The organism is Bacillus sp. EB106-04-02-XG92 (genome assembly GCF_058791995.1).
This window is the reverse complement of record NZ_JBYTEA010000022.1, coordinates 19,528-42,046: the sequence shown is the minus strand read 5'-3', so window position 1 is coordinate 42,046 and position 22,519 is coordinate 19,528. Positions and strand designations below refer to the sequence as shown.

At 36.3% G+C, this 22,519-nt stretch carries 19 protein-coding genes and 2 tRNA genes; all 21 read right to left on the bottom strand.

Going from position 1 to position 22,519, the window contains the following annotated elements; genetic code table 11:
• Window positions 1–2 precede the first annotated feature (2 nt).
• Window positions 3–1,400 carry an aminodeoxychorismate synthase component I gene (gene pabB / locus AC3WVA_RS28320; protein ID WP_492322406.1) on the bottom strand — a complete coding sequence of 466 codons (1,398 nt, stop codon included), beginning with the start codon at window positions 1,398–1,400 and terminating at the stop codon, window positions 3–5.
• Window positions 1,401–1,620: 220 nt separating this feature from the next.
• Complete coding sequence (gene cysK / locus AC3WVA_RS28315; protein WP_341013847.1) at window positions 1,621–2,544, bottom strand: cysteine synthase A; 924 nt, start codon at window positions 2,542–2,544, stop codon at window positions 1,621–1,623.
• A gap of 113 nt (window positions 2,545–2,657) precedes the next feature.
• Window positions 2,658–3,533 carry a redox-regulated molecular chaperone HslO gene (gene hslO, locus AC3WVA_RS28310; RefSeq protein WP_098345288.1) on the bottom strand — a complete coding sequence of 292 codons (876 nt, stop codon included), beginning with the start codon at window positions 3,531–3,533 and terminating at the stop codon, window positions 2,658–2,660.
• Between the two features lie 6 nt (window positions 3,534–3,539).
• The gene (locus tag AC3WVA_RS28305) at window positions 3,540–4,328 is read right to left on the bottom strand and encodes a type III pantothenate kinase (protein WP_048526400.1); all 789 of its coding nucleotides are present in this window, start codon (window positions 4,326–4,328) and stop codon (window positions 3,540–3,542) included.
• Between the two features lie 225 nt (window positions 4,329–4,553).
• Window positions 4,554–6,455 (bottom strand): ATP-dependent zinc metalloprotease FtsH, encoded by a 1,902-nt coding sequence (gene ftsH, locus AC3WVA_RS28300; protein WP_071758861.1) that lies wholly within the window; start codon window positions 6,453–6,455, stop codon window positions 4,554–4,556.
• Window positions 6,456–6,540: 85 nt separating this feature from the next.
• A complete protein-coding gene (gene hpt / locus AC3WVA_RS28295) occupies window positions 6,541–7,083 on the bottom strand; it encodes a hypoxanthine phosphoribosyltransferase (RefSeq protein WP_000981839.1) in 543 nt (180 codons plus the stop codon).
• On the bottom strand, window positions 7,080–8,510 hold the full coding sequence (gene tilS, locus AC3WVA_RS28290) for a tRNA lysidine(34) synthetase TilS (protein WP_098345280.1): 1,431 nt from the start codon (window positions 8,508–8,510) through the stop codon (window positions 7,080–7,082). The genes hpt and tilS overlap by 4 nt, the downstream gene beginning before the upstream one ends.
• A 224-nt stretch (window positions 8,511–8,734) precedes the next feature.
• The gene (gene spoIIE / locus AC3WVA_RS28285) at window positions 8,735–11,206 is read right to left on the bottom strand and encodes a stage II sporulation protein E (RefSeq protein ID WP_195756748.1); all 2,472 of its coding nucleotides are present in this window, start codon (window positions 11,204–11,206) and stop codon (window positions 8,735–8,737) included.
• Between the two features lie 259 nt (window positions 11,207–11,465).
• Window positions 11,466–11,537: transfer RNA gene (locus tag AC3WVA_RS28280), tRNA-Glu, on the bottom strand.
• 13 nt (window positions 11,538–11,550) lie between these two features.
• Window positions 11,551–11,624 (bottom strand) — tRNA-Met (locus AC3WVA_RS28275).
• Between the two features lie 160 nt (window positions 11,625–11,784).
• Window positions 11,785–12,267, bottom strand: coding sequence for a S1 domain-containing RNA-binding protein (locus tag AC3WVA_RS28270; RefSeq protein WP_000021452.1), 483 nt, complete (start codon window positions 12,265–12,267; stop codon window positions 11,785–11,787).
• A gap of 87 nt (window positions 12,268–12,354) precedes the next feature.
• Window positions 12,355–12,714 carry a cell division protein DivIC gene (gene divIC, locus AC3WVA_RS28265; protein ID WP_001208736.1) on the bottom strand — a complete coding sequence of 120 codons (360 nt, stop codon included), beginning with the start codon at window positions 12,712–12,714 and terminating at the stop codon, window positions 12,355–12,357.
• Window positions 12,711–13,364, bottom strand: coding sequence for a spore cortex biosynthesis protein YabQ (gene yabQ / locus AC3WVA_RS28260; protein ID WP_341013848.1), 654 nt, complete (start codon window positions 13,362–13,364; stop codon window positions 12,711–12,713). The genes divIC and yabQ overlap by 4 nt, the downstream gene beginning before the upstream one ends.
• Window positions 13,361–13,648: a sporulation protein YabP gene (gene yabP, locus AC3WVA_RS28255; RefSeq protein ID WP_003186823.1), complete on the bottom strand. Its 288-nt coding sequence runs from the start codon at window positions 13,646–13,648 to the stop codon at window positions 13,361–13,363. Before yabP ends, yabQ begins: the two co-directional genes overlap by 4 nt.
• Before the next feature lie 79 nt (window positions 13,649–13,727).
• Window positions 13,728–14,003: an RNA-binding S4 domain-containing protein gene (locus AC3WVA_RS28250; RefSeq protein ID WP_001234876.1), complete on the bottom strand. Its 276-nt coding sequence runs from the start codon at window positions 14,001–14,003 to the stop codon at window positions 13,728–13,730.
• Window positions 14,004–14,017: 14 nt separating this feature from the next.
• Window positions 14,018–15,478 (bottom strand): bifunctional methyltransferase/pyrophosphohydrolase YabN, encoded by a 1,461-nt coding sequence (yabN, locus tag AC3WVA_RS28245; RefSeq protein WP_088315024.1) that lies wholly within the window; start codon window positions 15,476–15,478, stop codon window positions 14,018–14,020.
• A gap of 12 nt (window positions 15,479–15,490) precedes the next feature.
• Window positions 15,491–17,092, bottom strand: coding sequence for a putative polysaccharide biosynthesis protein (locus AC3WVA_RS28240; protein ID WP_341013850.1), 1,602 nt, complete (start codon window positions 17,090–17,092; stop codon window positions 15,491–15,493).
• 230 nt (window positions 17,093–17,322) lie between these two features.
• Window positions 17,323–17,859, bottom strand: coding sequence for a stage V sporulation protein T (gene spoVT, locus AC3WVA_RS28235; protein ID WP_048526393.1), 537 nt, complete (start codon window positions 17,857–17,859; stop codon window positions 17,323–17,325).
• Between the two features lie 136 nt (window positions 17,860–17,995).
• The gene (mfd, locus tag AC3WVA_RS28230) at window positions 17,996–21,526 is read right to left on the bottom strand and encodes a transcription-repair coupling factor (RefSeq protein WP_341013851.1); all 3,531 of its coding nucleotides are present in this window, start codon (window positions 21,524–21,526) and stop codon (window positions 17,996–17,998) included.
• A 105-nt stretch (window positions 21,527–21,631) separates the two neighbouring features.
• A complete protein-coding gene (locus AC3WVA_RS28225) occupies window positions 21,632–21,856 on the bottom strand; it encodes an anti-sigma-F factor Fin (protein WP_341013852.1) in 225 nt (74 codons plus the stop codon).
• Window positions 21,857–21,927: 71 nt separating this feature from the next.
• Entirely contained in the window at window positions 21,928–22,488 is a 561-nt protein-coding gene (gene pth / locus AC3WVA_RS28220; protein WP_083588336.1) for an aminoacyl-tRNA hydrolase, read from the bottom strand.
• Window positions 22,489–22,519 lie beyond the last annotated feature (31 nt).

Below are 22,519 nucleotides of genomic sequence, written 5' to 3'. Positions count from 1 at the left end.
TCTCACCTAACCGTTTCTTCGCTACGTTCTTTTGCACGCCATAAAGCAATCGCCTTTTTCAGCGACTCTTTATATTCATTTTCCGGATTTGAATCAATTACAATACCCGCTCCTGCTTGTACATGCGCTTTTCCATCTTTAGCAAGAAGTGTTCTAATTACAATATTCAATTCTGTATCTCCAGAATAACCGATCCATCCAATTGAACCTGTATAAATCCCTCGGCGAACAGGTTCTAATTCTTCAATAATTTCCATCGTACGTATTTTCGGAGCACCAGTAATTGTCCCCCCAGGGAATACAGCCTTCACTAAATCAAAAGCATCTTTATCTTCTTCTACCTCACCACGCACATTAGAAACAATATGCATAACATGTGAGTATTTCTCAATTACCATAAATTCATCTACTTCTACGGTACCATATTTACAAACGCGCCCTAAATCATTTCGTTCTAAATCTACAAGCATGACGTGCTCTGCTCTTTCTTTTTCGTTCTCAATTAATTCCCTTGCTAACGCTTCATCTTCTTGCGCATTTGAACCTCTAGATCTCGTTCCAGCAATTGGTCTTGTACTTACTTCGGTTCCTTGTTTCTTAATTAACAACTCTGGCGACCCACTAACAATTTGGAAATCCCCAAGCTCCAAGTAACCCATATATGGAGATGGATTAATTTCACGAAGACTTGTATAAATTTCTAGCGGGTGTGTTTGTAACGTTCTTTCTTGTCTCGTCGACAAGTTTACTTGGAACACATCACCAGCACCAATATATTCTTGAATACATTCAACTGCCTTCATAAAGCTTTCTTCAGTAAAAGCAACTGCTTCACTTTTATTTTCAGGGCACGCAAATGGTATAGTCACTTCCGGCGCTTCTGTCGCCCAAAGAATCTTCCACTCATTTAGTCGCTCTTGTGCCTCTTCATACTTATCTACATAATGTGTAATAATCCATAATACTTTTTCTTCTTGATCATACACAAATACATCGTCAAATAATAAAAAGAATATATCAGGTATATTAATGTCATCCTCTGCAAGAGAAGGAAGTTTTTCAATATAACGGATGCAATCATAACTAAAGTAACCAATTGCACCACCTTGAAATGGCGGGTACTCCGGATTATAGTCCGTTTTCCATCGCTCCATATATTCCTGCATTAAATCTAATGGATTTCCTTGCTTTATTGTTTCCTTACCACTTTCACTTATATGTAACGTTTCACCCTTCCCACGGATTACCGCTACTGGGTTCAACCCCACAATGTTATAACGACCGCCACGTCCACTCTCTAACAAAATATGTTGCGGTTTATCCTTAGAAAGAAACTTATATTGCTTAAAGAAATCTAACTGATATGGAATAGAAAGCGCTAAAGATTTTCTTCGTTGCATATCAACACCCCGTCTTCTTTTATCCCACCCTCTTAAAGTAGCCACTTCAAACTACACTTATTATGTATGCAGAAGGGTTATACCCGAAGGCTAGTGAAAATAAATTAATTATACTACATCTTATTTTACATGAAGTTTTCTAGTCATTCACTCTTTTCCTATTTCCAATCCAAAAAGAAAAAGCATCCTTTTTCAAGGATGCTTTTTCAATCACATATAATTAAGACTCAAATTGATAAAGTGGTGTACTTAAATAACGTTCACCGTTACTTGGGATAATAACAAGTACCTTTTTCCCTTTACCTAACTTTTTCGCAATTTCTGTTGCTGCATAAATAACTGCTCCAGAAGAGATACCGACTAAAATACCTTCTTCTTTCGCCACTCTTCTCGCGTAATCAAACGCTTGTTCTGTTTTCACTTGAACAATTTCATCGTATACTTCTACATCCAACGTCTCTGGGACGAATCCCGCTCCAATTCCTTGGATTTTATGTGGACCTGGTTTCCCACCAGATAGTACTGGTGAATCCGCAGGTTCTACTGCATAAATTTTAATATCTTTATACGCTTCCTTCAGTACTTCACCAGCACCAGTAATCGTACCACCTGTACCAATACCTGCAATAAATGCATCTAATTGATCACCCATTTGTTCAACAATTTCTGGACCTGTTGTTAAACGATGAATTTCTGGATTCGATTGGTTTTTGAATTGTTGTGGTATAAAGTAGCCATGCTCTTTTGCTAATTCAGTCGCTTGACGAATTGCTCCACCCATTCCTTCTGGTCCTGGAGTCAATACTAATTCTGCACCATAAGCACGTAATAGATTACGACGCTCAATACTCATTGTTTCTGGCATTACTAAAATCGCCTTATATCCTTTAGCAGCTGCTACCATCGCTAAACCAATTCCTGTGTTACCACTTGTTGGCTCAATGATTGTATCGCCTTCTTTTAATAATCCCTTTTTTTCAGCATCTTCAATCATAGCTAATGCAATACGATCTTTAACGCTGCTTCCTGGATTCATAAATTCTAATTTTAAGTATATATCTGCGCTGTCTGATTCTACGATGCGGTTCAACTTAACGATCGGCGTTTTCCCGATTAATTCTGAAACTGATTGTGCCACTCGCATTCCTGTCACTCCTAACACCGAGTATTTTTATTGGTTTTATCTATATTTAGATTTTGTCAGAAAATTCCCTGTTTGTCAATCCATTTAGGGGGTAAAACCTCTTAATTTCCTTATTACAAATTCTCAATTAAATTTGTAATATCTTCTTTAGAGAACTTGTATCTCTCATTACAGAAATGACAATGAACTTCCGTCTCTTCCTCTTCTTCACGAACTTGCTCTAACTCTGTTTTACCTAAACTAATCAACACACTCTCAATACGTTCACGTGAGCATGTACAATTAAATTGAACATCCATTGTTTCTAATACTTTTACTTTATCTTCTCCAAGAACTGCATACAGTAACTCTTCTGGAGAAAGCCCTTGTTCAATCAACGTTGATACAGGAGGAATCTTCTGCAAACGATCTTCAATGAACGAAATTGTTTCTTCCTGTGCACCTGGCATAATTTGAAGGATAAATCCACCTGCCGCTAATATGCTGTCGTCTCCATTTACAAGTACACCAACACCTACAGACGAAGGAGTCTGCTCAGAAACCGCAAAATAATACGTGAAGTCTTCTCCTAATTCTCCTGAAACAATTGGAGATTGACCAATAAACGGCTCGCGCATACCAATATCTTTAATTACTGTTACAAATCCTTCATTACCTACTGCTTGATATACACGCAATTTCCCTTGTTCCGTTCCTTCAAAGTCAACATGCGGATTCGTTACATAACCACGTACATCCCCATTTGCATGAGCATCTACTAAGATAGGACCAATAGGGCCATTACCTTCTACCTTAATCGTCAGCTTTTGGTCACCTTTTAACATTGCGCCCATCATTGTACCTGCAGTTAAAGAACGACCAAGTGCTGCTGAAGCTGTTCTCCATGTATCATGACGTCTTTGTGCCTCACTTACCGTGTTTGTAGTACGTACACTATATGCACGCACTTCTCCGTCAAACGCTAACGCTTTTACTAAATAATCTTTCATACTCATTTATTCACCTTTCTCATGCTGTAAATTTGCATTACGTTCGTATAACATATGCAAGCCTTTTAATGTTAAGAATGGATCTACAACATCAATTACATTCGATTCTTCTGAAATTAATTTCGCCAATCCACCTGTTGCAATAACTTTCGGTTCTTGTTTAGCTTCCTCTTTCATACGCTTAACAATACCTTCCACTTGTCCCACATAGCCGTAAAGAATACCAGATTGCATCGCACTTACCGTATTCTTTCCAACAACACTACTTGGTTTTGTAATTTCAATACGTGGAAGTTTTGCCGCTCTACTATATAAAGCCTCTGCTGAAATCATAATTCCCGGCGTAATAACGCCACCCATATAATGCTTTTCTTCGTTAATATAACAATATGTAGTAGCCGTACCGAAATCGACAATAATAAGTGGACTTCCATATAAGTGGATTCCTGCTACTGCATTTACAATTCGGTCCGCGCCTACTTCACGTGGATTTTCATATTTAATATTTAGCCCCGTTTTTATTCCAGGACCTACTACAAGCGGTTTAATTTTAAAATATTTTTCACACATGCGCTCTAAAGCAAACATAATTGGTGGTACGACTGAAGACACGATAATCCCTTTCACATCTTCAAACGAAAGACCCTCATGCTCAAGCAACTGTTTTACAAGCATTCCATACTCATCTTCTGTCTTATGACGATCTGTTTCCATGCGCCAATGTTGACGAAGTTCCCCCTCTTCAAACACGCCTAGTACAGCATTTGTGTTCCCTACATCCAATACAAAAATCATATTCTCACCACTTATCTTATTTAATCTATATTTGTGCAGTATGTATAAAACTTATAAAAACATCATATCACACATACTTATATAATCAGCTTTTCTATCCTCATCATTTTACAAAAAGATTACGCACTATTTCAATTTTTAATACCAGAATTATTTAATTTCTTTTTCTTCTTCATTTCGTTCCACAAATAAAAAAAGGAGTGACTATCGTCACTCCTTCATCTCTTACTTATCTTCTGATTCTTCATCGTCCTTCTTCATGTTAATGTTTACTTTCACATCAGCTGAAGATGTTGGACGTTCTGGCAATCTGCCGTAATCACATAAGTGATTGATTTGCTCTGCATCTAACGTTTCTACTTCAAGTAACGTTTTTGCAATAAGATCTAGTTTATCACGATTTTCAGTAAGAATGTCTTTTGCACGAGCATAACATTCTTTCATAATCGTTTGCATTTCCACATCGATTTCGTGTGCAATTGCATCACTGTAGTTTTGTTCTGAGTGGAAGTCTCTTCCTAAGAACACTTGACCACCTTGTGAACTACCAAATTGCATTGGTCCAAGCTTATCACTCATACCGAATTCCGTAACCATACGTCTTGCAATGCCAGTCGCACGTTGGAAGTCATTGTGAGCACCTGTACTCACTTCACCAAATACAATCTCCTCAGCTACTCGACCACCAAGTAAACCAGTGATTTTATCCAGTAACTCTGGTTTTGTCATGAAGTAACGATCTTCTTTCGGAAGCATTACTGCATATCCACCAGCTTGACCACGAGGGACAATTGTTACTTTATGAACGACATCAGCTTCATCAAGAACAACACCAATTACAGTGTGACCCGCTTCATGGAAAGCAACGATATTACGTTCTTTTTCAGAGATAACACGACTTTTCTTAGCCGGACCTGCAATAACACGATCCGTCGCTTCGTCAATGTCACTCATATCAATTTTCTTCTTATCTTGACGTGCAGCTACTAAAGCAGCTTCATTTAATAAGTTTTCAAGATCGGCACCAGAGAATCCTGGCGTACGAGTTGCAATTGCTCTTAAGTTGATATTCTCATCAAGCGGTTTATTACGAGCATGTACTTTCAGTACAGCTTCACGACCATTTACATCTGGACGATCTACTGTAATTTGACGGTCAAAACGACCTGGACGTAATAATGCTGGATCAAGAATATCAGGACGGTTTGTCGCAGCGATGATAATAATACCTTCGTTTGCACCGAATCCATCCATTTCAACAAGTAATTGGTTCAACGTTTGCTCACGCTCATCATGGCCACCACCAAGACCTGCGCCACGTTGACGACCTACTGCATCAATTTCATCAATGAAAATGATACAAGGAGCATTTTTCTTTGCATTTTCGAATAAATCACGTACACGTGATGCACCGACACCGACAAACATCTCTACGAAGTCAGAACCACTGATAGAGAAGAACGGAACGCCCGCCTCACCTGCAACAGCACGTGCTAATAAAGTTTTACCTGTACCTGGAGGTCCCACTAACAGAACACCCTTAGGAATACGGGCACCAACTTCAGCGAACTTGCGAGGATCTTTCAAGAATTCAACTACCTCAACAAGCTCTTGTTTCTCTTCATCCGCTCCAGCAACATCTCTGAAACGAACTTTTTTCTTTTCGTCATTATATAACTTCGCCTTACTTTTCCCGAAGTTCATAACACGGCTACCGCCGCCCTGAGCTTGGTTTAATAAGAAGAAGAATAAAATGAAGATAATGACAAACGGAATGATAGAAGTAAAGAATGTTACCCAAGCACTTGTTTCTTCTGCTGGTTGATACTTAACTTCAGCACCTTGCGCTTTTTCATTAATTTTCTTTTGTAATTCCTCAGTATTTGGTGCATAAGTAACAAATTGTTCTCCCTGGCTAGAGTTATTAAATTGTCCTTTTACTTCAAATACACCATTTTTCGGTTGAAGTTGCACATTACGCACTTCACCTTTTTCTAGTTTAGTAATGAATTTATCGTAGCTAACTGATGTCGTTTTTTGTGTCGAACCATTAAAATAGCTCACGATTCCAATTACTACTAGGAATATCAGTAAATAAAAGATGGTATTACGGAAGATACGATTCATTCCTAACCTCCTCTCACGGCATAAACACTATAGTAAATCGTAACATAGAAAAACTTTCCTATACAATTGTGACGCCTGTATTTAATTAATTTGAGTAAACGCTTGGTTTTAATACTCCTACATAAGGAAGATTACGGTACTGCTCTTTATAATCTAATCCATACCCTACAACAAATTCATGCGGTACAGTAAATCCAACATAATCCGCTTTCAAATCTACCTTACGGCCTGTTGGTTTATCTAATAACGTAACAATTTTTACAGACTTCGCTTTACGATATTTAAATAGGTCTACTAAGTAGCTTAGCGTAAGACCGCTATCAATAATATCTTCAACGATTAAAATATCGCGACCTTCTACAGAAGTATCAAGGTCTTTTAAAATTTTCACTTCGCCTGTTGAAACAGTTGAGTGACCGTAACTAGATACAGCCATAAAATCCATTTCAAGATATGTATCTGTTCTCTTTAATAAATCCGCCATGAATGGCATTGCACCCTTTAGTACACCGATCGCAAGAGGTACTGTGTTTTTATAATCCTCTGCAATAACCGCGCCTAATTCGAGCACCTTTTCTTGTATTTGTTCTTCAGAAATTAATACTTTTTCGATATCTTGATTCATCATTTCATTATCCTCCCGGAAGACTCCTTGCTTTTGTAGTGAATAATCATATATTTATCCTTCTTTGCTGTCTCTTTCGAGATAGCAAATGCAGATCGCTTCAACAAGGGTAACCAAATAATATTCCCACTTGCATCACAAACGACCGGCCATTCTTCTCTTTTTTCTCTTGGTACTTTCGCTTCGATAAAAATAGTTTTTATCTTTTTAGTGCCATTCATACCTTGTATTGACATGCGATCTCCATTTTCTCTAGAACGAATACGAAGTGGATATGATATATCATTATACTTAGCAACAAAAACTGTTTCATTCATGTTACTTGGTATATCTTCGCTCACCTCTGTTACAAGCTTATCCCCGTTCGATAGCGTAATTGTCCCGGGCACTGATAAATCTTGTAAAAAAGGAGAAACAATTTCTTGTTTAAATCCAAAGCTACACTCCTCGTATGCACGGACAATTTTTAAATCACCTGGGAAATCAAGTGAACCCGAAGGTTGTGTCCGCTTAAAAAACTCAATCACTTTGTCAATATGTATAGAGGAAAGAGAAGATGGAATCTTATATTCATAAAGATAGTTTAATATTAGTTGAATCCCTCTTCTTTGTAAAGGCATAGACATGGATTCAAAGGCAGGAATTGATAAGCTAATTTGTTTATCACTTTTTTTTGTAATTACTTTATTCATTTTCTCAAAAGCTAATTCCTGCAAATACGCCTCATCCTCTTGCATCTGCATGCTAAATTTTTGGAATTTCTCATGCACCTGTGAATTTTCTTCTTTCAAATGAGGGAGAACATATTTACGTAATCGATTCCTTGTATATACTTCCTTTTTATTACTTGGATCTATACGTGGAATTACTTTCAGCTTATGACAGTAATCAACAATTTCTTCCTTCGTTACTCCAAGTAACGGCCTAATTAAATACCCATTATGAAAAGGACGCTTCACTGCAATTCCTGCATATCCTTTCGGAGTACTCCCTCGTACAAGGCGCATTAAAATCGTCTCTACTTGATCATCACCATGATGTCCAAGGGCTACATATCTCGCATCATATTTCTTCATTATTCTTTCCAAAAATGCATATCTGCATTCTCTAGCAGCAACCTGTGCATTCATCCCGTATTGCTGTTGATATTGCGACACATTAATCCTTATTGTTTCGCAAATAACTCCCAGTCCTTTACAAAGTTCCTGCACAAACTGTAGGTCCTCATGAGATTCGTCACCTCTAAACATATGATCCACATGTGCCACTACAATTTTAAACTGTTTTGCTGCTCTTTTTTCTAACAAATAATATAAAAGAGCCAAAGAGTCAGGACCACCAGAAACCCCTACAACAATTGTTGAACATTCCTTTAATACATCATGCTGCTTTACAAAGTCATCTACCTTCTCAACAAATGTATCTTTCAACTTCGTAATCACCTTTCATTAAACAAGAACAGCAACGTTAGTTACCTTGTTTATAATGGTACAACTTTTACAAACATTGTGCAAAAAAAAGATATACAAAAATTGCATTTTTATCTTACATCATCCGTACATATTCAAAAAAATAATAACATTATCTTTTAAAACAAAAAACCTAGGCATTGACCTAGGTTTTTTGAAAGAAATATCACACTTAAAGTTTCACCTTATTGTGCCTGCATTCCTACAATTGGAATCGTAGCCCACTTCGGCATATTTTTCTTCACTTTCGCCACAACAATAGTCATATCATCATTTATATAACCATCACAAGAGCGAATCACCTCTTCCATAATGATATCAGCAATTTCTTGTGGGTCTTCAGTTTGTAACTCTTTAATTTTACGCTTCATCCATAGTTCATGATTTTCCACATGTTGCGCTCCCTCAAAAATTCCATCGCTCATCATAATAAGAATATCGCCCGTTTTTAATTGCTCACCCACTACATCAACTTCAACATCCTCAATAATTCCCATCGGTAAGTTACTTGCTTCAATTTTCAAAATATTATTTGCGCGTTTAACAAAACTCGGCGTCGATCCAATCTTTAAAAACTTCGCACTTGCATCCCTTAAATCTACCATAGCTAAATCTAACGTCGTAAACATCTCTTCTGTTGTTCTTAAAGAAAGAATAGAGTTAATAGATTTAATCGCTATTTCCTCATCAATGCCTGATTGAAGTATTTTTTGTAATAATTTCACCGTTTCTTTACTCTCCATATGAGCTCTTTGCCCATTTCCCATACCATCACTAATAGCAAGGGCATATTTACCGACACTTAAATCCATCATCGCATAAGAATCACCCGAAACAAACCCACCACCCTTTGCAGCTGTGGCTAAGCCCGTATCAAGAGAATACGTTTTCGCTGAACCAAATGATATTAAGCTATGGCCATTCGGATAAGAAGATTTTTCTTCATGTTTAACAACAATATTTTCCTTTAGAATATCAGAAAGCATCGGTGCGACTAACTTTTCACACTCTCCATGTTCATTAGATGCAACTGGAATCAACATTTCAATATCAATACTTCCTCTATCTAAACAATAAATATCAACGTGCTCTACTTCTACACCAAAATCACGAAATGCTTGCAGAATCTGTTCTTCCTGTACTTGATGATTTTCTCGTTCTCTTTGTATCTCCTTAGCAAAATCCTCCATAACTTTTGATACACCTAGCAGTTGCTCTGCTACTATTCTACGATTTTCTTTCATTTGTTTTCGTAATTTTTGTCCCTCATAAAAGTGATCTAATTCACCTGCTACTAAATCCGTCACTTTCTTCCCTCTCACACAATGCTTGTCCCATTCACGAACCAACTTCCGATTATGCTGCAAAGTCCCTTCTTCTGTTTCGCTCATTATTTGTTTCATATAATCGTACGTTTTATCGAAATTAACTACCCAGCATTGGTCCTTTTTAAAGCATGTTTGACATGTTTTTGCAGTAATTGTACTTAAGAACAAATCTGCCTCCGTCTCTTTATCTTCCTCCTCCACATATCCATATACAGAAAAGCTATTAGATAAAGCAGCAAATACATTGGCAAATTGGTTGATTTTATTCGCTGTAACATCACGCATTCTTCTTAAATACTGTTGTTGATCTTGCGAATGTTCCTGTGTGCCTGGCATAAATTTAGCAATACGATCCATAACGAGTTTCGGTGTTAATAAGAAGAAAGTAATCGCTACACCAGATTCAATTAAAGTTGTCACGATGTTTGTTTGCTTGTCTACATATAGCGTAATCAAGCTCGTCCCAATTAATAAACCTAAACTAACACCTAAACGCTTCCCTTCTTTTAGCAAACCACCAAGCAACCCAGAAAAAGCAAGTAGACTAAGTTGAGACAAACTGGAGACATTCGCTAAACTTAATATTAATCCAGTGACGACTCCCACTGTAGACCCTGTAGCAGCCCCCGCTATAAATGCAAACACGAGCACTAAATATCTAGTAAAAATATGTTGAATAGAAGCGTCATATACGAACCAATCTGTTGTACCTGTTAAAACAGATGCTAGTAATATAATTAAACAAACAATTTCTTCTGTCTCTAACGCTTGTTGTTTACCTTTTCGTTCTACTAAAAGTGGAACACTTTGTAAAAATATCATAGTTAATACGAAGCTAAGCCCTGCCTCAATCGTACTAACGAGTAAATCGTACATGGTGACAGTTTGTTGTGCAAAATATACAACAACTAAATGTGCGGTTAATGCGGAGATAAATACTTGGAATGGAACAAGTCCAACAGTTTTACGTGTAAACCGACTAAAGAAGATATTATAAATGAAGAAAGTAAAAATAGACGCAAAGGTAAAGAATAAATTATCTATCGAAACTGAAAGTGCGCCCCCCATTAAAGCCAAGAACGCGAGCGGCATTTTATCCCGCTTCATAACATAAACAGCAGCAAAAAACGGCAGTGCAAACGGTAAAATGTTTGTTAATATATATGCTCGTCCCAAAAGAAAACCAATAACAACAATAATAAATCCCCATCTAAAGAAAACTTGCTCAAACTTCATTCGCAACTTACTCGTCCACTTTACTCCTCCAAGCTGACCTTCATTCATTGCCAATGCACTTGTATTCATAGTATTCCTTCCTGCTTTAGGCATATTTTAACACCACCTGCATAGTTTAATTACTGTCATTATAAAAGATGATTATTGGGATTTTTGTCAAAACAACAGTTTTCACTTTTATAATCGTTCGACTTTTTATTCGAAATAACTCTACATATATACACAGTATGTAATTTATTTTTAATATTTTAATCGAACATTCAGAAAATATAGGGTGATTTTGTAGAAGTGTTGTATGTGTTAATTTATTTAATAAAAAAAGATCATGCAAATTTGCATGATCTTTTTAGTATGACCCGTACGGGATTCGAACCCGTGTTACCGCCGTGAAAGGGCGGTGTCTTAACCACTTGACCAACGGGCCGTTAAATTAAATATAGCGGCGGAGGGGATCGAACCCCCGACCTCACGGGTATGAACCGTACGCTCTAGCCAGCTGAGCTACACCGCCATGTCGTCTTATTTAACGGACAATTAGTATCTTACCTCAGATATAAATTAAAGTCAACACATCTTAAAAACTTTTTTAAAAATATATTTTCACATATAAAAAAGTACCCCGAGCAATCGCCCTGGGTACCTCTCTATATGCTAAGAATTAAACGTTGTTATTATCCGCGACGTGCGCCACGGCCACCACGTTTAGATTCAGTGTTACGCTTTAAAGAAGTTAAACGATCTTCGCTATCCTTTAAGAAACGAGCCATCTTTTGTTCGAATGTTTCTTTTGGAGCACGGTCGTTACCGCCACCACGGTTATCTCTGTTGAAAGAACGATTACGTTGTGGACGTCCAGAACGTTGTTGATCGCCACCGCGTTGGTATTCACCACGTGGACGATCTCCTTCTGTTTTTTCACGCTCTTTCGCTTTTTTAATAGATAGACCGATCTTGCCATCTTTTTCAACGTTAATAACTTTTACTTCTACTTGGTCGCCCACTTTTAAGTGATCGTTAATATCTTTCACATAATTATCAGCAACTTCACTAATATGAACAAGACCCGTTAAGCCTTCTGGCAGCTCCACAAAAGCCCCAAAATTTGTAATACCTGTTACTTTACCCTGTAACTTGCTGCCTACCTCGATTGACATAAAAAAAATGCTCCTCCTTAGTGGTTAAAAAGTCAAATTTTACTTTATTATATATAATCCTAAAATATAGTGTCAATAAGACATACTCTACTTAGAAACAGGAAAAATTATCTCCCCTTTTCCAGAGAAGAAATAATCCCTTCTAGCAATCTTTAATACGTACTCTTCATCATTTAACTTTTGAACTTCGTCTTTTAGACTCTTTTCTTTATTCGTTAATGAATCCAGTTCTTTTTTCATGTCCTTAACTTTTGCTTCTTTTGCTTTAATGGAACTGTTTTGTTGATAAAACGTTACACTAATACTCGCAATAATTGTAAAAGCAAAGACAAGAAAAACCGCTAAACGGCGATAAAGTCGCTTCCTGTTCTCATCCGTTTGTATTATATGCTCTTTAACAGGATTTGGACTCTGTTTTTCGATTGTTCTTTGTCTCAGTTCCCTCATTTCCGAGGTCCCCCTAACTTCTTTTTTATACGCTCCCATAATTGGAAGATATGTCCCTTCAATTTTGCTATATATTGCAGGAACCCTACATGTTTCATTATAAAAAGTTTAACACGATTAGGGAGAAGTTTCCATATGAGCGAAGCAATAAATCGAACAGGCCAGAAAAAAACTTTCCATATGAAAAGTAATATCCAAATCACCATTTTCCATAACACATGTCCAATTGAAAGCAGTATACGAAATAAGAATAATATAAATGCAATAAATAGCTGCGCTATAATAATAACAGGTTTTATCATGAGTAGCTTTATAATTTGAACAAAAAAGTGTGTTGTTTGCACAAAAATATAGATGAGAAAATTTAACAGTCTCATGTATAGTGCTTTCAATAAGCTTTGATATGCCGCAAAACCACATAATAATGATAAAAATACATATATACGTAGTTCAGCTTCATTTACAAGAAGCAATACGTAAAAGACGAATAATGCTTGGACAATCCAAAATAGTATATCATGTATAAATACAAGCCAACGTTTACGTTCCTTACGTTTTAAAAATCGTTGGTATGTATCTAAAGACGCCCCAATCCAAGCACCCATTCCGATCATTGAGAGCATCGTATACAACTGAATTGTTAAACTCATTTAAACAACTTACTAAAGAATCCTTTAGTTTTCTCCCCTTGATTCTCATCAATATACAGCATCTCATGAACTTTCCCTTTAATCGATACAATACCTTTTTCTACATCTAAATTTTTCATTTGCAAATTTTGACCACGAATTGTTAAAAAGCCCATTACGGTCTCAAGTAAAAACTCTTCGCTATCAAAACTCTCTACCTGCTTTACACCGGTAATATCAATTACACGCCTGCCACGCATAATAATATCATGCTCTACAGAAACATTTTGTTGATTAGAAGACATAGGTGAGTAGCCATTATTCACGTAAATCCCCCCATACATTTATACTAGCTAATAATAATGTATGAAGAGATAATCGATTTTAGAACAAGCCTTCTTCGGCCTTTACTTTTTCTTCGCGAACTAAGCTATACATATTTGCTGCATCTTCTTTTTTAGTTGTTTCTTTCAATTCGTTTATTTTTACAGTTACTATTTTTTGACCAAAACGAATTGTTAATTCATCAGCTACTTTCACATCAGAACTCGCTTTCGCCACTTGACCATTAATGGATATTCTTCCTTGATCAGCTACTTCTTTTGCTAATGTTCTTCTTTTAATTAAACGTGATACTTTTAAAAACTTATCTAGACGCATATTAAATCCCCCTATTAACGCTCTGTTTGTTTTGCCTCTTCCCATAAAACATCCAACTGCTCTAATGATAAATCTTGCATCTCTTTATTCATTTCAGCTACCTTTGCTTCCATGTATAAGAAACGACCGACGAATTTCTCATTCGTTGAATGTAACGCCTCTTCTGGATCTATTTTATAATGACGAGCTATATTAACAAATGCAAATAATAAATCGCCAAATTCACTTAACATCTTCGCCTCATCCATGTTTGTAACTTCTTGTTGGAATTCTTGCCATTCTTCTAAAGCTTTCTCTATCATCGGTTGTACATCAACCCAATCAAAACCAACCTTGCCAGCTTTTTTCTGGATTTCATAAGCACGTAGTAACTGTGGCAAACTTTTTGGAACTCCATCTAAAACAGATTCTTTCACGAATCCTTTTTCTTGTTTTTTAATTTCTTCCCAATTGGCAATTACTTCATCGGCATTATCTACATCTGTATTCCCAAATACATGCGGGTGGCGACGAACCATTTTCTCAGATAAAGTTCGAATAATATCGTCTATAGAGAACCAACCTTCATCTTCTCCGATTTGGGCATGCAGCATAACTTGTAATAATACATCACCCAGTTCTTCTACTAAGTGATCATCATCCTCTTCATCAATTGCTTCCAATACTTCATAAGCTTCCTCAATTAAATACTTCTTTAAAGATTGATGTGTTTGCTTTTTATCCCACGGGCAACCATTCGGTCCACGAAGGTCTGCAATAATTTCTCTAAGCACATCAAACTGTTGATACAAGGACGCACGTTCCTGAACTGGTGGTACATACACACTCGTTAAGTTATTCAATTCCGTTTCATGATCTAACATGTACAACGGTACCTTTTTAACTTGTTCAAATGAAGTTCCCGCAGCTGTTACGATATACACTTCATAATCATCTGGTAGCATCTCCATTAATGTTAATTTCACATCAGATGCAACGAATGCGTCATATACTTGGCAAAAGATTAAATGTTGACGTAATTCTAATTGTCCTCTTTCAAATGATGTGGCGTCAATTAATTGAAATCCTTCAATCGGATCAATCTTTAGACTGGCAAACATAGGATCAAGGAAACTTTGTCCACCTTCAATTCGCACCTCAATATTCGCTACTTCACCTTTTTCCAACAGTAGCTGAACCGTTCTTTCTGCTACAAGCGGATGCCCCGGAACAGCATAGATGATTTCTGTGCCTTCAGCTTTTTCTATCAATGTATTCGCAATTGTTTCATATACAATTTCAAATGTATCATGCGCTTCATATACATTGTCAAAGGCAGTATATTGTATACCTTCTTTCTCCAACTCTTCTATAACGGGATGTTCCTTCGTTCTAACAAACATGTGATCTGCTTCTTTTATTTTCCGATATACACCCATCGTTAACTGATCTAATTCACCAGCACCTAATCCTAAAATAGTAATAATTCCACTCACAACCTGCCACCTCTATCCACTCTTCTTCAATGAACCTTCTTTTTTCTCTTTTTTCATAACGGTTCCTATTTCCGCTTTTGTAAATACACGTAATTTTAAAATTAAAAACATATATGCTAATCCGCCGATAGCTACACCTAACAACGCCTCAAGTGTCGCGATCCCTCTATGTTCCGTATCAATTACTAACCCAGACATTTGCAATACACCCATAAACATTATTAATACAAATCCCATACCGATACCACTAATAACTACACCTAACATATTACGCTTATCGATAAGCGATTCGGATACAGATCGCATAAGTAATGCACTATTTAGCATAGAAATTACAATTAACGCAACTAGAGTTGCAATTGCAGCTCCCTTCACACCAAAATACGGCATTAATATATAATTTAAAGCTAACTTTAAACAACCCCCAAATATAACGAATATTGCTGGCTTTAATGTTTGTCCTAACCCTTGCAAAATAGAAGCAGTTGTAATCGACAATGAACTAAATAAAATAGATAAAGATAAAACGGATAAAACATCTGACCCATCACTATTTTCAAACAGCATAATATTCGTAGGTCGAATAATACAAGTTAATCCAATGGCTGCTGCAAATCCAATAACAAATGTTATTTTCATTGCTAACTTTACCTTTTCTTGAATAAAGGTAAGATCTCCTCTTTCCTTCGCCGCTGTAATAATTGGAATAAGCGACAACGAGAAAGAAGTTGTCACGACAGTACCTAATTGCATAAGCGGGATACTTCTGTCATACACACCTTTTAACACCTTTGCGTTCTCAGCTTGCTCTCCTGCCCCAATGAGTAAAGAATAGAAAGAAACTGAATCAGCCATTTGTATAAAAATAAGTACTAAGTTACTAACACAAATCGCCAATCCTTGCCAAAACAGAATTTTAATGATTTTCTTTTTCCCTCTAATTCTCTTTACATTTTTGAAGAATATAGAACGAAAATCATGACGCATATAAAGTACAAGTACGATAATCCCAATCAGTCCGCCTGCAATTGAACCTAACATAGCACCTGCACCAACTGTATATAAATCAAATCCGTGAGCAATTAGGAATAAGGATAAAAATACAATAATAGAAACACGAATCGTTTGTTCTATTACTTGCGAAACAGCTGTAGGCATCATATTATTGAATCCTTGAAAATATCCCCTTGCCACAGATAAAAACGGCATCAATAGGAATGAAAAGGAAATAACACGCAATAGCTTATCTAAATATATATCGCCCATAGCTGTTGCAATTGCTTCGGCACCAAAGAACAATGTAAAGAACCCTATGAAACCAATCCCTAATAAAAACCAAAAAGATACACAAATAATTTCTTCTGCTTCTTGCTTTTTCCCTCGTTCTAATCGTTCCGCAACCATTTTTGAAATTATAATGGGGAACCCATAAGTAGCTAAAATTAAACAAAATCCATAAAACGGATATATTTGTTGATAAATATAAAAACCAATGTCACCCGCTATATTTTGATATGGAATACGGTAAAAGGCGCTTAATACCTTTGTAACAAAACTTGCGATTGTTAATATAATAGCTCCACGCCAAAAGGCTTGATACTTCTTCGATTCCATACAAGAAAACTCCTTTTTCTATTCTCACCCCTCGTATTATATCATAAAGAAAAGGACAAGCTTCCTTACCTACAGGAGTAATCATACGTTCGTGCAACGCTAGAAATGTTCAACGAAAAAAGGTAGCAAAGCGCTACCTTCATTCAATATACATATATCTCCAAATAATTGATTTCTCAAGAAGAAATATCATAATTAGGAAAGATTGCTACTTCTAAAATTATAAATCCTTACTGTTCCATTTGTTTCGCTAAGAAACTTGCAGCAGTATTAACTGCTTTATGCTCAATTTCACTTATAATAGCTTCTTTCGAAAAGATAATAACAGCTCCAATTGGGTCTCCATTTGCAACAATTGGTCCAACTGTATAAGAATGAACCTTTTCTGTTACACCATCGATAATGGAAATTTCACTTTCGTCCGTCATAATAACAGACTTTCTTTCTTCCATCGTTTTTTCAATTAGATCGCCAACGCTTTTATTTAAGTATTCTTTTTTTGATACACCTGATACTGCGATAATAGAATCTCGATCGCATACAAGTACATTATGTCCCAAGCTATCATATAAAGCATCTGCATATTCTTTTGCAAAATCACCTAATTCGCTAATTGGAGAGTATTTCTTTAAAATTACTTCTCCATCGCGATCAACAAATATTTCTAGTGGGTCCCCTTCTCGAATACGTAAAGTTCTACGAATTTCCTTCGGGATTACTACCCTACCTAAATCATCAATTCGACGTACGATTCCAGTTGCTTTCATTCTAATGCTGCCTCACTTTCTGCTGATGATCAAAGTGGTGAATTTACCTGTTCATGTAAAAATCACCAACTGTTAGACATAGTATTTTACACATTAGTTCTTCTATGCACGTCGAATTGTATTTTTTTATCTAATATTAGGCATTTATGACTTCTTTTTTTACTTCTGGCAAGCCTTTTAATAAATTTTCAGCAATTGTTAACCACTTCGATGTCTCTAAGCCATTTGTTTTCATGACGATTTTCAATTGTGATCCTTCCATTCCTAGACCGATCATACGTCCAAAACTATTTCCGAGCATGAATAATTTTCCGCCATCAATATTTTGACTCGCTTGTTCTGAAAACAGAATTGTTACTTCAAATTTATTTTGCTTAATTAATTCAATTTGTTCTTTCATTGCCAATACTTTAATATTTGCAATTTGCAATAAGTAACCAACTTCTTGCGGGTAATCACCAAATCTATCTATCATCTCTTCCTGCAACTCTTCAATATCTTCAATTGCAGAAACACCTCTAAATTGTTTATACATCATAATTTTTTGTTTACTATCTGAAATATAAGCATCTGGTAAATATGCATCGACTTCTAAATCAATTTCAACATTAACGGTATTTTCAACTCCGTCTGTTCCTCTGCGTTGTTCAATTGCATCTTTTAACATTTGAGAATACAAATCAAATCCGACAGAATCAATAAATCCATGTTGTTCGGCCCCTAATAAGTTACCTGCACCACGAATTGATAAGTCTCGCATTGCAATTTTGAAACCGGATCCTAGCTCTGTGAACTCTTTAATGGCTTGCAGACGCTTCTCCGCAACTTCCGATAACACTTTATCTCGTTTGTATGCAAAGTATGCATACGCAACACGGTTAGAACGTCCAACACGTCCACGAAGCTGATACAACTGCGATAATCCCATACGATCTGCATCAAATACAATTAACGTATTTACATTCGGAATATCTACACCTGTCTCAATAATCGTTGTACTTACAAGAACATCATGCTGCCCTTCTAAAAACGATAGCATAACAGACTCTAATTCACTCTCATTCATTTTCCCATGTGCATACGTTACACGCGCATCTGGAACTAACATCGAAATTTCATCTGCTTTTCGTTCAATATCCTCTACACGATTGTATAGGAAGTAAACTTGACCACCTCTTGCGAGCTCTCGTTCTATCGCTTCTCGCATTAATGCTGGATTATACTCTACTACATACGTTTGAACTGGGAAACGATTTTCCGGCGGTGTCTCAATAACAGATAAATCACGCACACCAAGCATAGACATATGGAGCGTACGTGGGATCGGAGTTGCCGTTAATGTTAATACGTCAACATTCGCTTTTAATTGTTTAATTTTTTCTTTATGCGTTACACCAAATCTTTGTTCTTCATCAATAATAAGAAGACCTAAATCTTTATAAGTAACATCTTTAGATAAAATACGATGCGTTCCGATTACAATATCTACCGTGCCATCTTTTAAGCCCTTAATCGTTTCATTTTGCTGTTTTCTCGTACGGAATCTACTTAACAATCCTATATTGATTGGATAATCTTGAAAACGCTCTCGAATTGTTTCATAGTGTTGTTGTGCAAGGATCGTCGTCGGCACTAAAATTGCAACTTGTTTTTCATCCATAATTGCCTTAAACGCCGCACGAATAGCCACTTCCGTCTTGCCATATCCTACATCACCACAAAGAAGCCTATCCATTGGACGCCCGCGTTCCATATCCTTTTTAATCTCTTCAATAGAACGTAATTGATCCTCTGTCTCTTGATACGGGAAAGAAGACTCAAATTCTTGTTGTTCTGCCGTATCTGGCGTATATGCATAACCCTTTGAAGCTTCGCGCTCGGCATATAGTTTAATTAGGTCATCCGCAATATCTTGTACAGATTTTTCAACCTTCGTTTTGACCTTCTTCCAATCATTTCCGCCCAGTTTATAAACTTTCGGATCCTTTCCTTCAGATCCTACATATTTTTGCACTTGATCAATTTGTTCAATTGGAACGTATAACTTATCATTGCCTTGGTATTTAATATTTAAATAATCTTTATGAACACCATTAATCTCTAATGTCTCGATACCTAAAAATTTACCTATACCATGATTTACATGGACTACATAATCCCCAACTTTTAATTCCGAATAACTTTTAATACGTTCAGCATTAGATAACTTTTGCTTACGTTGTGATTTTTTAACTTTCTTATGAAAAAGCTCTTTTTCAGTAATGACAACAAGTTTTTGCATCGGCATTTCAAATCCTGCATGTAAATCACCTACAGCAATTTGTAACCTTCCAGGCAATAATATATCTGTGCCTTCTACAATATCTGCCTCAATATCATAATCACTTAAAATATGTTGTAGTTTTTTTACACGTTCATCATCTGTGCCGAGCACAACCGTCGTAAAATGCCCTTCGTTCCATCTATCAATTTCAGTTTTCAACAACTGCATCTGCCCATGGAAATCTTGCATCGTTTTACATGTTACATTCACAATATTTTGCGGATGTGTATGTGCTATATGACGTAAGAATAACGTTAAATATACAAAGCTTCTTTTTTTATGATGAAGAAATTCTTCAAACGAATGGGAGAAAGATAAATCTTGAATAATCGTTCCCTCACCAAGAAGTGATATATACCATTCCGCTTCTTCCGTTTCAAGATGTGATGCTGTTTCTTGAATACGGGAAATCTCATCTAAAATTACAACACCATCTTCTGGTAAATAATCTATCAGACTAGCAGGTTCGTTATAGAAAATAGATAAATATTTAAACATCTGTTCTATACTTTGCCCGTTTTTTAACATCTCAATTTCATGACTTACCGTTTCAAGCACTGTAGTCTTTAATTTATCATCGGAAAGTTTTTGCATCGTCTTAGTTAAGCCTTCCTCAAGATGCTTAATTCCCGATTTCAATTCTTCCTGTGAAAATAAAAACTCCGTTGCTGGACCAAATCTAACACTTTCTTTTTTATCTTGAGAGCGCTGTTCATCCACATCAAATAATCGAATAGAATCGACTTCTGTGTCGAAGAATTCAATACGAACTGGCAACTCTTCGGTTAGTGGATAAATATCTAATATCCCCCCGCGCAAACTAAATTCCCCAGGAGCTTCTACCATCGACTTACGTTCATAGCCAATATGATGTAAAGTATGCAAGAATGTATCTAAATCAATCTCTTGCCCTAGACTGATTTCGATTTGCCTTTGCTTCCACAATTCTTTCATTGGTAAAAATCTGCGTAACCCCGCAACTGGTGCTACAATAATCCCATTCTCTCCTGCAGCTAAACGATTTAATACTTCAATGCGTTGCGCCTTCAATTCTGGGCTTGCAACACCAAGCTCTGATGCTATCAATTCATTTACTGGGTATAGCCACACATCTTTTTCACCAAGTAACGCCACTAAATCTTCATGTACTTTTTGTGCTTGATATAAATTATGCGTCACAATAAGTTGTGATTTTTTTGTTTTTTTATATAAGGCCGCCATTAATAACGAACGAGAAGAGGTTGCCATACCTGATACAAGTTGTTCTTTTAAACCATCTTCTAATCCATTAATAACCGATTGGATCTCTTCATTTTTATAAAATTGCTCTAATAAACCTATCATTTTCAAAACCCCTCTCAACATAAAGAGCAAGCCACTATATTTTATGCAAATATTTCGGAAAAAGAAAACAGAAAAATGCTTTGGACATGCCAAAGCGACAACATTTTATTGCAGAAATTTTTCATATTCATAATACTCAGGATAAGATGAGAGCGTTTCTTGACACGATTCACAAATCGTTTGTATATATATATTTCCATTCTCATGAAAATGAATCATCTCTACTACTTCCTGCTCTGTTAGTTGAATTAAAACGTCGCTATACACTTTTTCTGCAGTAACGGAGCCTACATTGCTCCCGCAATGTCTGCAATAATAATACCCTTCCATACTAGCCTCCTAAAAAATCCAATTACTTCTAGTATGGGTAAAAATAAAGCAAAATATTCTCAATCATATTCTTAACTATTAAAAGTATTCATGATTTGAAGAAAAGGTTTATTTAACCATTCTTCACATGCATCCGCTGCTTTTTCAATAGAATGATTTACCTCAGGAATTTCTTCTGATGTAAAACGTCCTAATACATAATCCACTACCTTCATTCCATTTTTCGGACGATCAATTCCCATGCGGATACGTTGAAACTCTTGTGTTCCTAAATGTGAAATTGTTGATTTCACACCATTATGTCCACCAGCACTACCTTTCATACGAAGGCGTAATTTACCTACTGGGATGTCTAAATCATCGTACAGAACAACGAAGTCCTCTACATCAATTTTGTAGTAATCCATAAGCGGACGAATGCTTTCCCCAGATAAATTCATATATGTAAGTGGCTTTAATAAGATTACTTTTTCCCCATTAACAAATCCTGCACCAAATACACCTTTAAATTTTTGTTCGTTTAAAGAAATATTCCAACGCTTTGCAAGTTCATCAATTGCCATAAATCCAATATTATGCCTTGTTAATTCATATTCTCTACCCGGGTTCCCAAGTCCTACTATCAATTTCATTCTTGTACCACTACTTTCTTTTTTCGATACG

What these genes read in the sequence shown, in the direction of transcription:
- pabB (WP_492322406.1), bottom strand. Translation starts at nt 1,400, where the DNA reads ATGCAACGAAGAAAATCTTTAGCGCTTTCTATTCCATATCAGTTAGAT.
- cysK (WP_341013847.1), bottom strand. Translation starts at nt 2,544, where the DNA reads ATGCGAGTGGCACAATCAGTTTCAGAATTAATCGGGAAAACGCCGATC.
- hslO (WP_098345288.1), bottom strand. Translation starts at nt 3,533, where the DNA reads ATGAAAGATTATTTAGTAAAAGCGTTAGCGTTTGACGGAGAAGTGCGT.
- AC3WVA_RS28305 (WP_048526400.1), bottom strand. Translation starts at nt 4,328, where the DNA reads ATGATTTTTGTATTGGATGTAGGGAACACAAATGCTGTACTAGGCGTG.
- ftsH (WP_071758861.1), bottom strand. Translation starts at nt 6,455, where the DNA reads ATGAATCGTATCTTCCGTAATACCATCTTTTATTTACTGATATTCCTA.
- hpt (WP_000981839.1), bottom strand. Translation starts at nt 7,083, where the DNA reads ATGATGAATCAAGATATCGAAAAAGTATTAATTTCTGAAGAACAAATA.
- spoIIE (WP_195756748.1), bottom strand. Translation starts at nt 11,206, where the DNA reads ATGCCTAAAGCAGGAAGGAATACTATGAATACAAGTGCATTGGCAATG.
- AC3WVA_RS28270 (WP_000021452.1), bottom strand. Translation starts at nt 12,267, where the DNA reads ATGTCAATCGAGGTAGGCAGCAAGTTACAGGGTAAAGTAACAGGTATT.
- divIC (WP_001208736.1), bottom strand. Translation starts at nt 12,714, where the DNA reads ATGAGGGAACTGAGACAAAGAACAATCGAAAAACAGAGTCCAAATCCT.
- yabQ (WP_341013848.1), bottom strand. Translation starts at nt 13,364, where the DNA reads ATGAGTTTAACAATTCAGTTGTATACGATGCTCTCAATGATCGGAATG.
- yabP (WP_003186823.1), bottom strand. Translation starts at nt 13,648, where the DNA reads ATGTCTTCTAATCAACAAAATGTTTCTGTAGAGCATGATATTATTATG.
- AC3WVA_RS28250 (WP_001234876.1), bottom strand. Translation starts at nt 14,003, where the DNA reads ATGCGTCTAGATAAGTTTTTAAAAGTATCACGTTTAATTAAAAGAAGA.
- AC3WVA_RS28240 (WP_341013850.1), bottom strand. Translation starts at nt 17,092, where the DNA reads ATGGAATCGAAGAAGTATCAAGCCTTTTGGCGTGGAGCTATTATATTA.
- spoVT (WP_048526393.1), bottom strand. Translation starts at nt 17,859, where the DNA reads ATGAAAGCAACTGGAATCGTACGTCGAATTGATGATTTAGGTAGGGTA.
- mfd (WP_341013851.1), bottom strand. Translation starts at nt 21,526, where the DNA reads ATGATAGGTTTATTAGAGCAATTTTATAAAAATGAAGAGATCCAATCG.
- AC3WVA_RS28225 (WP_341013852.1), bottom strand. Translation starts at nt 21,856, where the DNA reads ATGGAAGGGTATTATTATTGCAGACATTGCGGGAGCAATGTAGGCTCC.
- pth (WP_083588336.1), bottom strand. Translation starts at nt 22,488, where the DNA reads ATGAAATTGATAGTAGGACTTGGGAACCCGGGTAGAGAATATGAATTA.